The sequence below is a fragment of the Coprothermobacter sp. genome (genome assembly GCA_013824685.1).
Lineage (GTDB): Bacteria > Caldisericota > Caldisericia > Cryosericales > Cryosericaceae > Cryosericum.
This window is the reverse complement of the sequence record PNOG01000001.1, coordinates 1-11,646: the sequence shown is the minus strand read 5'-3', so window position 1 is coordinate 11,646 and position 11,646 is coordinate 1. Positions and strand designations below refer to the sequence as shown.

General features: G+C 54.8%; 13 protein-coding genes. 1 reads left to right on the top strand and 12 read right to left on the bottom strand.

The annotated features are described in order from the left end of the window. Positions 1-23: 23 nt before the first annotated feature. The 6 genes from C0398_00065 to C0398_00040 form a co-directional block, all read right to left on the bottom strand. Positions 24-872, bottom strand: coding sequence for an FdhC protein (locus C0398_00065; protein MBA4364389.1), 849 nt, complete (start codon positions 870-872; stop codon positions 24-26). A 15-nt stretch (positions 873-887) separates the two neighbouring features. Next, positions 888-3,608: a formate dehydrogenase subunit alpha gene (locus C0398_00060; protein ID MBA4364388.1), complete on the bottom strand. Its 2,721-nt coding sequence runs from the start codon at positions 3,606-3,608 to the stop codon at positions 888-890. Positions 3,609-3,629: 21 nt separating this feature from the next. Further along, positions 3,630-5,414, bottom strand: a complete 1,785-nt coding sequence (locus tag C0398_00055; protein MBA4364387.1) for an NADH-quinone oxidoreductase subunit NuoF — start codon at positions 5,412-5,414, stop codon at positions 3,630-3,632. Between the two features lie 25 nt (positions 5,415-5,439). Continuing rightward, positions 5,440-5,757: a 2Fe-2S ferredoxin gene (locus C0398_00050; protein ID MBA4364386.1), complete on the bottom strand. Its 318-nt coding sequence runs from the start codon at positions 5,755-5,757 to the stop codon at positions 5,440-5,442. A gap of 74 nt (positions 5,758-5,831) precedes the next feature. Then, positions 5,832-6,326 (bottom strand): NAD(P)H-dependent oxidoreductase subunit E, encoded by a 495-nt coding sequence (locus tag C0398_00045; GenBank protein MBA4364385.1) that lies wholly within the window; start codon positions 6,324-6,326, stop codon positions 5,832-5,834. Then, the gene (locus C0398_00040; protein MBA4364384.1) at positions 6,323-6,958 is read right to left on the bottom strand and encodes a hypothetical protein; all 636 of its coding nucleotides are present in this window, start codon (positions 6,956-6,958) and stop codon (positions 6,323-6,325) included. The genes C0398_00045 and C0398_00040 overlap by 4 nt, the downstream gene beginning before the upstream one ends. 482 nt (positions 6,959-7,440) lie before the next feature. Between C0398_00040 and C0398_00035 the strand changes: the two genes are divergently transcribed. After that, a complete protein-coding gene (locus C0398_00035; GenBank protein ID MBA4364383.1) occupies positions 7,441-7,953 on the top strand; it encodes a hypothetical protein in 513 nt (170 codons plus the stop codon). Positions 7,954-7,996: 43 nt separating this feature from the next. Here C0398_00035 and C0398_00030 read toward each other — a convergent pair whose 3' ends face one another. Genes C0398_00030 through C0398_00005 form a run of 6 tightly spaced genes read right to left on the bottom strand, consistent with a single transcriptional unit; the run spans position 7,997 to position 11,590 of the window. Next, entirely contained in the window at positions 7,997-8,689 is a 693-nt protein-coding gene (locus C0398_00030) for a redox-sensing transcriptional repressor Rex (GenBank protein MBA4364382.1), read from the bottom strand. 11 nt (positions 8,690-8,700) lie between these two features. Next, positions 8,701-9,282 (bottom strand): hypothetical protein, encoded by a 582-nt coding sequence (locus tag C0398_00025; protein MBA4364381.1) that lies wholly within the window; start codon positions 9,280-9,282, stop codon positions 8,701-8,703. Further along, positions 9,279-10,010, bottom strand: a complete 732-nt coding sequence (locus C0398_00020; protein ID MBA4364380.1) for a phosphoesterase — start codon at positions 10,008-10,010, stop codon at positions 9,279-9,281. The genes C0398_00025 and C0398_00020 overlap by 4 nt, the downstream gene beginning before the upstream one ends. Positions 10,011-10,013: 3 nt before the next feature. Beyond that, positions 10,014-10,346 (bottom strand): iron-sulfur binding hydrogenase, encoded by a 333-nt coding sequence (locus C0398_00015; protein MBA4364379.1) that lies wholly within the window; start codon positions 10,344-10,346, stop codon positions 10,014-10,016. An 8-nt stretch (positions 10,347-10,354) separates the two neighbouring features. Beyond that, complete coding sequence (locus C0398_00010; GenBank protein ID MBA4364378.1) at positions 10,355-11,284, bottom strand: serine/threonine protein kinase; 930 nt, start codon at positions 11,282-11,284, stop codon at positions 10,355-10,357. 3 nt (positions 11,285-11,287) lie between these two features. Then, complete coding sequence (locus C0398_00005) at positions 11,288-11,590, bottom strand: hypothetical protein (protein ID MBA4364377.1); 303 nt, start codon at positions 11,588-11,590, stop codon at positions 11,288-11,290. Between the last annotated feature and the right edge of the window lie 56 nt (positions 11,591-11,646).

Sequence of the window (11,646 nt, the reverse complement as noted above, 5' to 3'; positions counted from 1 at the left end):
CGCGCCAGCAAGAGAGGTTCGTCCTACTTCGCTTCCACAGTCTCCGGGGACTTCTTCAAGTACACAAACCAGTAGATGAAGCCAACGAAGAATGCTCCACCGATGATGTTGCCGATGGTCACGGGAATGAGGTTCTTGGTCCAGAGGGTTCCCCAGTTTAGTCCTGCATAATCTGCAAGGGTCTTGCCTGTTGCTTCCACAACCTTGGGAACGGACTTGAGGAGAATGCCGTAGGGAATAAAGAACATGTTTGCAACAGAGTGCTCGAAGCCCGAGGCAACAAAGGCCATGATGGGGAAGAAGACTGCGAACAATTTGCCAATGACATCCTTTGAGGAGGTTGCCATCCACACCGCAAGGCAGACAAGCCAGTTGCAGAGAATGCCTCTAACAAGCCCCTGAACGAAGGTAAGGCCGACCTTGCCTCCCGCGATCTTGAGCGCAGCGGCACCAACGAGGTTACCATTCATGCTCCAGAGGCCCGACCAGTACAGAAGAAGAGCAATAAGGACCGAGCCAATCAGATTGCCGAGGTAGACAGCCGTCCATGTCTTCAGAAGTTCTCCCCAGCGAACTTTCTTCTCCAGGGCCGAAATGACAATCAAGTTGTCACCCGTGAAAAGCTCGGCCCCCGCAACCACGACGAGCATGAGTCCCACACTGAACACGGCTCCAGCAATGAACTTCGTGAACCCAAACCCAAGGGTCGCATCGGAACCGACAATGATTGACAACTGTGCACCAAATGCAATAAAGGCACCCGCAAGAATCGCAAGGACAAAGAACTTCTTCATGGGCGTCCTGCACTTGCCCTGACAAACATCTCCCAGCTTCTCGGCAATTTGAGGTGGTGTGAACATCGGTAGATCCATTCCTTCCTCCCCTGGTTAGATTTTTTCAATCTTGCATGCTGCGACTTTGAATTCCGGTATCTTTGCTACCGGGTCAAGAGCCGCATTTGTGAGAAGATTCGCACTTGCCTCACGGAAGTGGAAACTAATGAAGACTACTCCCTTCATCGGCTTGTCGGAGATTCTGGTCTCGACTTCGATACTGCCTCTTCTTGTCGAAACCCTTACCGTTTCGCCGTGTTCGATATGAAGTTCCTCTGCATCTTCCTTGTTGACCTCCACGTAGTTTCTCGGAACGAACGTGTCGAGTACTTTGACTCTTCTGGATTCCTGCCCAGAGTGGTAGTGGTAGAGAATCCTTCCGGTGGTAAGGAGTATCGGATATTCCCTATCCGGAAGCTCCTTTGCCTCGATGTATTCGACTGGACTGATGAGCGCTTTTCCGCTCGGCCTCTTGAAGGTTCCGCCATAGTGAAGGATCTTCGTTCCAGCATGGTCGTCAGTGGGACAGGGCCACTGCAGGCCACCTTTCTCAAGACGCCAATGGTGAATACCGGTGTACGATGGCGTGAGGCTTGCCACCTCATCCATGACTGCCGCGGCATTCCTGTATGTCATAGGGTAGCCCATCTTTGTTGCTACGAGCGAAACAATCTCCCAGTCAAATTTCGCGTCTTCTGGCTTTTCTCGCGCAGGTCTGAGCAGCTGGACTCTTCGTTCAGTGTTTGTAAGAGTTCCTTCCTTTTCATATGCGGCTGCGGAAGGGAAGATGACGTCTGCAAGTTCTGCGGTCTCCGAAAGGAAGATTTCCTGAACAGCCAGGAACTCGAGTGCCACCAATCCCTTCCTCACATGAGTGATGTCGGGCTCTGTCATGAGAGGGTTTTCTCCCATGGAATACATAGCCTTGAGATGCCCGCTGAGAGCGGCATCTCCGAATTCGGTCACGGGAAGCCCTGGCTTGTCGGAAAGACTGACGCCCCATGCCTTTTCGAATTTCTCTCTGGCAGCAGGATCGGCTACTTTCTGGTAACCCGGGTAGACATCGGGAAGAGCTCCCATATCGCAGGCTCCCTGAACGTTTGCCTGTCCTCTCAAAGGATTGATACCGTTTCCTTCTCTTCCAATGTGGCCGGTGACAAGAGCAAGGTTCGCGATGCTGAGTACATTGTCCGTACCGACCGAATGCTGGGTGATGCCCATCGTATAGAAAATCGTGGCATTGAGAGCAGAAGCATACGAGATAGCAGCTTCCTCAATCAGTGCCTTGTCGACGCGTGTCAGCCTGGAGACCTTATCAAGGTCATACTTCGAAACAACCTTTACGAACTCCTCATATCCTTCTGTATGTGCCTCGATGAACTCATTGTTGACAAGGCCCTTGTCCACAATGACCTTCATCATGCCATTGAGAAGCGCAACGTCGGAGCCCGGGAAGTGCTGGATGTAGATGTCAGCAACCTTTGCAAGGTCGGTCTTTCGTGGGTCACAGACAATAAGCTTTGCGCCACGCTTCTTCTTGTTCTCTTTCACAAACTGCGCAATCACGGGATGGGTTTCTGTCATGTTCGAGCCTATGACAAACATCACATCCACATTTTTGATGTCGTCGACCGGGTTCGTTGCCGCAGCCGCGCCAAGCGCCTTACCCAGCCCCGCAATGGTCGACGCATGGCACAGTCTCGCGCAGTTGTCCACGTTGTTCGTGCCAATGACTGCGCGGGCAAACTTCTGCACAGCGAAGTTGTCCTCATCCGTGCATCTGGAGGAGCCAAGTACGCCAATGGCATCTGGTCCGTACTTGTCCTTGATCTCCTGGAGCCTCGTTGCCGTGTATGCGATGGCCTCCTCCCACGTGGCTTCCCTGAACTTCCCGTTCTCCTTGATGAGGGGCTTTGTGAGTCTGTCGGTACTATTGACATACTCATAGCCATAGCGTCCCTTGACGCAGAGTCTCCCCTTGTTGGGCAGGGCATCGTCAATTCCTCTTGCCATCACGAGGTCGTTCTTCTTGTCCTTGAACAGGGTCATGTTGCAGCCCACTCCGCAATAGGCACAGACGGTATCGGTTTTCTCAAGGTTGAAGATCTTGCCCTTGCCGATCCGGGGCTTCTCGACGAGCGCTCCCACGGGGCAAGCCTGTACGCAAGCAGCACAGAACTGGCAGTCAGTCCCCTCAAGAGGCACATTGAACGGGGTCGACACAACAGATCCGGAACCTCTCATTGCTATGCCAATCGCTTCGACCAGCGCCTGGTTCTCGCAGGCATCCACGCAACGCCTGCAAAGGACACACTTCTGCGGGTCAAACTGGATGAATGGATTCGTGTCCCAGGAGGTTTCCTTCGGACTCTCAAATGCCTCTTTGTCAACAAGAAACTCGCTCTTCTTGATGCCGAATCGGTAGGCGAGCTCCTGTAGCTCGCAGTCTCCGTCTGCATCGCAGGTCATACAGTCCAGAGGGTGATGCGCAAGTGCCAGTTCGAGATTCGTTTTCCGTGCCTCATGGATGCCGGGAGAGTCTGTCGTAATCTCGATACCGTCAGTGATCCTGGTTACGCAAGCCCTCTGAAGGGTTCTGGCTTTCTTGACCTCCACGACGCACATCCCACAAGAGCCTTCCTCTGCGATGCCTTCCAGGTAACAGAGAGTGGGGATATCATATCCTGAGTTCTTGCAGGCATCGAGGATAGTCATCCCCATAGGAAACTGATAGTCCCTCCCGTCGATCTTTGCGTTGATCAATTTCTCAGTCATCATGAACTCCCTCCGTGTGTATTACTTTCTGCAAATAGCACCAAAGCGACAGACTTCATAGCACGAACCACACTTGATGCACTTGTCCACATCGATAGTGTGGGTCTTCTTGACCTCACCGGTGATAGCCTGGACAGGGCACTGACGTGCACACGCAGTACAACCAACACACTTGTCCGGGTTGATGCTGTAGGTGAGCAGATGCTTGCAGACGTGTGTTGGACATCTCTTGTCTTCAATGTGCGCACGGTATTCGTCTTCAAAGAAGCGAATAGTCGAAAGGACCGGGTTGGGCGCTGTCTGCCCCAATCCGCAGAGTGAAGTAAGCTGGATGACCTTCCCCAGGCTCTTCAATTTCTCGATGTCGTCATCGTGACCCTTGCCATCACAGATCCGTTCCATGATCCGGTACATCTGTCTCGTGCCCTCGCGACAAGGAGTGCACTTGCCACAGGACTCGTCAACAGTGAACTCCAGATAGAACTTGGCCACGTCGACCATGCAGTTGTCCTCGTCGAGGACGATGAGACCACCAGAACCCATGATCGTCCCAATCTCCTTGACTGAATCGAAATCAATGGGCATGTCAAGGTAGTCAGCGGTAATGATACCGCCAGAAGGTCCTCCCGTCTGGGCACCCTTGAACTTCTTGCCGTCAGGGATTCCGCCACCGATGTCAAAGATCAGCTCACGGAGCGTCGTTCCCATGGGTACCTCGACAAGACCCGTGTTCTGGACCTTCCCGGCCAGAGCGAAAACTTTGGTGCCGGGACTCTTGAGCGTCCCGACACTGCGGAACCAGTCTGCCCCGTTGATCAGAATGGGGGCGACGTTGGCATATGTCTCCACATTGTTGATGAGCGTCGGCTTGCCCCACAAGCCTTCCTGAGCTGGGAAGGGAGGCTTCAGACTGGGCATCCCTCTCTTCCCCTCGATGGACCGGAGGAGTGCGGTCTCCTCGCCGCAGACAAATGCCCCCGCGCCGATGCGAATCTCGATATCGAAGTCGAATCCACTGCTAAGGATGTTCTGCCCAAGGAACCCATACTCACGTGCTTTCTTGAGTGCGTGGTCGAAACGCTCTATGGCAAGGGGATACTCCGCACGCACATACACATAGCCAGTTGCGGCCCCGATAGCGTACCCTGCGATGACCATCGCCTCGACGACCGAGTGTGGGTCGCCCTCAAGCACGCTGCGGTCCATGAAAGCCCCTGGATCTCCTTCATCGCCATTGCAGACGACGTACTTCGGAGAGCCTGTTGCCTCCTTCGCCGCCTTCCACTTGATTCCCGCAGGAAACCCGGCTCCACCACGCCCACGCAATCCAGAATCCAGCACCATCTCGATGATGTCGTCCGGACTCATCTCCAAGGCGGTGCCAAGACCAAAATAGCCGTCACGGGCTATATATTCCTCGATCGAAAGTGGATCTATCACACCGCAGTTGCGCAACACCCGCTTCACCTGGCGTGTATAGAAAGGTATTTCCTCACTTGTCTGAGCCTTCTTTTCGCTTGCAGTCCCATGATACAGCAACTCAGACACAGTACGTCCCTTGACGAGATGCTCACTGACGATGAGGCCTGCGTTCTGCACACTGACCTTCTGGTAGAACGTCCCTTCCGGGTAGACGACAACAATCGGACCCAGGTCGCATGCTCCCATGCAGCCCGTCTCGATGATCTGAACCTCATCCTGGATGTTGTTCTTCGCCAGCTCTTCGACAAGGACGTCCTTGACGCTTCTTTCACCACTTGTGATGCAGGCGCCACCCGCACAGACCAATAGCTGATTTCGTATCATTGCGTTTTCCCGTCTCCCTTTCCGGCTAAATGTTCCCCCGTTTGATGACCAATTCGGCCACGATATGGCCACCTTGGACGTGTTCGTGGACGATTCGGCGGGCATTCGCCTCGTTGACATCTCCATAAACGACACTGGGCTGGTCTTTCATCGATACTTCGACCGTCGGTTCCCTGTCGCACAGACCCATGCAGCCAGACTGCACAACTTGGACATCATGGATGTCGGCTTTTTCCAGTTCTTCAATGACAGCCATGAGGGCGTCCTTTGCCCCAGCCGCAATTCCGCACGTACCCATGGCAACAACGACCTTGCCACGGTCCTTGGCCTGGCGAAGGTCCATGTCCTTGAGAGTCTGCTCCTTGATACGCTTCAGTTCTTCCAGTGACTTCACTGTCTCCTCCTCTGTTTCCAGGGTTATGCGTACTTGTTCAGTAAGGTGATGACTCTGTCCGGTGTCATACGGCCATATGTGTCTTTGTCGATGACGATGACGGGAGCAAGGCCACAGGCTCCGACACAGCGCACCAGGTCGAGCGAGAAACGCCCGTCCCGTGATGTCTCCCCGGCTTTGATGCCCAGTGTCTTCATGACCTTATCATACACAGTGTTGCCACCGCGCACGTAGCACGCAGTCCCGAGGCACACACTCACCGTATGTCGTCCCTTTGGAACGCGACTGAAGAAATGGTAGAACGTCACTACGCCGTACACGGTCGAGCGTGGCACGTGGAGCCTTATCGATACATAATCGAGTACATCGTCTGGGAGGTAACCAAAAATCTCCTGGGCGCGGTGCATGACGTTGATGAGGCTTCCCTGTTGACTTGCTTTCTCATCGATGTACACGTCAAGTTCGCCAAACTGCCTCTTCAACTCGGGGTTCTCTTTCAGTCGGTCTTCCAAGTTCATCCGCATACACGTTCCTCCTCTATCGACTTTTCACCCGCACGCATCATCAGTTGTGCCATAATGAGATCGTCCGGTGTGTTCACGTTGAAGAAAGACATTAACCGTTCATCGTATTGCATGCCAGAGGCCCGGTCAATGAAGCCGATGCGCAACGACTCATTGCGAAAGAGTTCCCGAACAGAACGAATCCCCGATGCCAGCAGTTCGGCTGCGACGTTGGCGACCCGAGAAGAATAGATGGCGAACAACGGCTCAAGAAGACCATCGATGTTGGGAACAAGGATGTCCAAGTCCTGCGCGCGCGCGCGCTTTCCCATCGCCTGGGCCAATGAAGAAGAGACAAACGGCATGTCGGCACCGACCACCATGTTCAGTTCCGCATCTGATGCCCGGAGTCCACTGTAGATACCACCCAGAGGTCCTGCATCAGCAACAAGGTCGCCGACAACCAGTCGCTTCGGCTTGCCGTCTACAGGTATGAGACCCTTGTTCTCGACGATAATGTGGCGCTGGTACAGCGCACCAAGCCGACGCAAGGGGTATTCGTAGAGGGGGATACCTGCAAGAGAAAGGCAGTACTTCGGCAATCCCATTCGCCGACTACGGCCACCTGCAAGGACAACAAGGTTCATGAGCGGCACCTGCGCTCTCTTGTCGTCTCCCTGGACAAGCCGACGCCAGCTACTGACTCTGTCCTCATGACCTATCGGCGTTCCTCAGGTTTCCCGGCTGCAACAACCAGGTCATCGACCGATTCGGGTGACAAACGCCCCATGCTGTCTCCTTTCCCACGCCACTGACTCAAAATGGTGCTAACTGCTGACGTTCGCTGAATACACAGAATGAGCCGGCGCATGTCCAACAAACCCACCCGACCACAGGCGAACCATGTGAATTCTATGGCAGCACGGACAGGAGTCAACCTTCTATGCCCGTTGCATGCCACATCCAAAGGCCTGCGCTAGTCCGTTCACAGTATAGGAATCCTGCAGTTCGCAACATGACGAACAAAACGGCTCATTCATCATATAAGCAGGGGCCCTTCAATCATTGACATCACGGGAAAATGGGTACGGTAAGCATGACAAGTTCCGAAGAGACAAAGGAGAGTTTTATGCCAATCAAGAGATCTTCTGTTGGCGACGTCCGCAAGACCAAGACACGGACGGCATACAACACCGAGCATACAGCCAAGATAAGACTTGCCCTGGACATGGCTCACAAGTCCGATTATGCCCCCGAGAAATTCGTCGACGCCGTGAAGCAGCTCGACAAACTCGCTCAGAAGGGCATTGTCCACAGGAACACCGGTGCCCGTAAGAAGTCGCGCCTGACCAAGAGGGCGAATGCCGCCTTATCGCACAGGGAGAGCATGTTTTCAGCTGTGAAGACATTAGTCGTCACACGGCACTCGACAAGGTCATCGGGTACGCTCTCATGCACTCCTGGAATCTCAGAGAGGCAGTCCTCATGGGAACGGGGCGTATTCCAGCCCAAGCAGTTGCCCAGGCATCCCGTGTCGGGATACCGGTATTGGCCTCGAGGAGTGCCACGACTGCTCAGGCAATCGCTCTTGCGGAAAGGGTTGGAGTCACCGTTGTCGCCTTTGTGCGAGCCGGACGTATGAATGTCTACTCACACCCAGAACGAGTAGTGCCCTAAAAGCGCCGCTACTCGCTGTGTGACGCGGCATCGATCTGGGCCTGCTCCTCCCGCGCCCGCTGCTCTGCACTCTGGATGTAGAACGAAAGCTTGAGGAATTCTTGTGAAAGATCCACCGAGAGCACTGGGACTTTTTCCGGCACCTTGACATTCTGCGGAGCAAAGTTGAGGATGCCTCGAATGCCCGCCTCGCAGAGGATTCGGGCGACGGTTCGGGCCCCGGATGCAGGAACAGCGATAACCCCGATAGCGATGTGTTCGCGGCGGACGACAGTTTTCAACTCATCAACGGAGTACACGGGGATGCGCTCTACGCGCGTTCCAATCTTGCGGGGGTCCGTATCAAACGCTGCAACATACCTGAATCCCCACTTCTGAACTGTGCGACTGGCAATGAGCGCTGTGCCAAGAGAGCCTACACCCACGATACAGCACTTCCACCGTTCGACACCACGCCCGAAGATGGCTTCGACTTCGGCCTTCAGTCGAACGACATCGTACCCGGTGCCACGTTTGCCAAATCGACCGAAGACTGACAAGTCCTGTCTCACCTGTTCGGCGCTCACACCGGTCAGCGAAGCCAGCTCCCGCGATGAGAGTGTCGACGCTCCTTGCTGCTCAAGGTATGTGAGACAGCGCAGATACATGGCCATGCGCGAAACAGTCGCCTTTGATATGTCTCCCAATCTGTAGTTCGTCATCACCAGTACCCTCACATACCGTCCTGCCCAGATGCGCGACCATTGTCCTGGACCACATCGCGCTCCTGATCGCGCAAGAACTCCAGAAGCAGCAACTGCGCTCGGGGGTCAGACATCTCTTCCGACGAGAAGACTGCTCGTAGCTCCTCGGTATCAACAGCATATGTCAGATTTCCTTCTGAGCGGTGGATATGCCACCGCACTGCGCCGTCAGCAATGAGCAGAGCAAAAATGGTCGATGCCAGGTCTCCAAACGGCAGACAGTCAATGTGGTCCGTATGAAAGGTTGCCCCGAGTGTTGTTCCCTCACCCGAGACACTCCATAGATCGACCCCTCCACCGGTCAACTCTGTGTTTTCCTTGAGGAATGGCAATCCAAGACCGAACCTCCTGATGTTGTGCGGCCGCGTGGTGAAGAACGGATTAAACACACGTGTGCGAATATCGGCATCCATCCCACACCCGTTGTCCCGAACCGAGAAAACGAGCAGATGTTTTGCCGGATCCTGGTCGATGTCGAGCCATATTTGAGTGGCTCCGGCCGTCACACTGTTGGAGGCAATGTCCAGGATATGGTCTGCTATCGTCCTCATAGGAGCCTTACACCTCTTCCATTCTCATGTCGAAGAGCCACGAGTACTTCATGAACACTCAACTCCTCGATCTCGAAGACATACCGGGGAGGACTTATGGAATCAAGGTTGTGAGCATCGCTGTTCGAGACGAACTGCGGATGACCAGGAAGCTGTGCCGCGATTCTCTCGATGTTGACCTTATGGGCGACCTCATACGTGGGAAACTCCATGTCTGATGTCACCATCCCCAGCTGGTACAGAAGTCCGTATCGGCGGTCCAGATGGCTCGGCACGACGACACCGCCCAACTGTTCGACAAGCCCTCTGAGTTCCTCGAGACTCAGCAGACTTGCCATGGACAGCAGGAAGGGAAACTGGCCTACAAACTCGTCGCGTTCATTACAGACAAGCTGATAGCCAAAACGTTCAGGATCGTTGACGATGCGCGGGTATGATGCCAGCAGTCTGCGACTGAATTTCCAGAGGGCATCCATCGTCTCGAAATAGCAGAGCAGGTGGACTTCCTCCGCAGTGGTAGCTTCCATCCCTGGCACGAGCAGGATGCCAACCCGCTGGAATGCCCGCTGAAATGCAGGCACGTTGCACGCAGCATTGTGGTCGGTCAGAGAGGCAACTCGTATCCCGCGCGCAGCGAGCCGCCCAGCCACCTCGCCCGGCAGCATCGTGATATCCGCACACGGCGACAGACACGAATGCAGGTGCAGGTCACCGGCTACCTCCAGCATGAGCTACCTCAGCCCAAGGGCGTAGAGCTTTCCGGAAACGATATACGCTGAATCCCTGGAATAAAGGATCGTCAGGTGTTCCTTTGCGGCTCGCTCAACCACGTCGAACTCGCAGGTTCGCCCCTCGCAGACGATAACGATGCTGATGCCGACCATCGCTGCTACGGCGATGACATTGATGTGCGTCTGGATGGTCGCCCAAGCCGATCCTGGAGCAGCCTTGGCGATGACTTCGGAGAGCAGGTCGCAGGCATACCCTGACGTTACCAGCCGCGTTGTATCACCATCGACTGCGACCTCCGCACCCAGCGACTCGATGACGTCATGGACTGTCATATTGCCTCCTATTCCTTGTCAGCCAGGAAGATCATCTCAACCTTGGTGGACTTGTCCTTGCCCGAGATAATCACGAGGTGGTCGGAGAACCGACGGATGTTCGGCAGACCCATGCCCGCACCAAACCCCAGCTCCCTGATTGCATCGGTCGCGGTAGACCAGCCTTCCTTCATCGCAAGATCGATGTTCTCGATTCCGGGTCCCTCATCTTCGACGCGCACTATGATCTCACCATTGCGAGCAATGGCCCGCAGTGAACCCTTTCCTCCCGCATGGATACAAACGTTTATCTCCGCTTCGTAGGCGCAGACGCTCGCCCGTCGAACGACGGACTCGCCGAAACCCTTGCTCTGGAGGAACGCCTTGAGCCGAGCTGAGCCTTCGCCAGCATTCTCAAGTCCCGTACTGCTGATGTCATACACAAAGTCTGCACTGTTCTCGAACTCTTTCGAGAGGGCCGAGAAGCTGCCGAGGGTCACCGTGCGTCGCTGGTCGTGGACGTACACCGAGTAGAAGCTGCGAATAATCGCCGACAGGACGTCGGTGTCCGTGATCATGCCAACCAGCTTGCCGTCTTCCTCGATTACCGGGAAACGCCCGAACTTGAAGCGCTGGAAACAGGACAGGATGGTCTCAAAGGTGTCATAAGCGTGCAGAGAGATGACATCGCGTGTCATCACTGAATCGACAGAGTCGGCCAGACGCCCGTCGGCAAGCGCCTCAATGATCTTCGACACCGAAATGATCCCCACCAACCGAAAGTCGGCATCGACGATGGGCACTCCGGAAATCGACTTTTCCCGCATGAGAGTGCGGGCTGCTGCAACACGATCCTCAGGATGAAGGGCATGCACTGAGGTAGACATGACGCTGGAAGCGTCCAGACTGGTGAACAGCCCCAGATACCGCAGTGCTTCTACGCTCTGCTCAAGGGACATCTACTATCCAGAGAGACCTCGGACATAGAGCTTGCCCGACGTCACGTACATGATGTCGTGTGTCGCCAGAACGACAATGCCTGTCGTGCGTGCCAAATCAGCGACATCCTGAGGCACATCCTTGCCTCTTACCACGAGGATGGCTGGCAGGTCAAGCATTTGTGCCGTTCGAATGATCTGAGGAGTAGTCAACCCAGTGATGAGCAGCGTATCGGGACGACTCATGGCAAGTACATCACTCATGAGGTCTGAAGCAAACGCATGGTTCACCTCAATAGTGTCCAACTGCTCACCCACGACACACATTGCTCCGGTAATCTCAAGAACTTCAGACAGCTTCAAGTCGGCTACTCCTCTCCAGG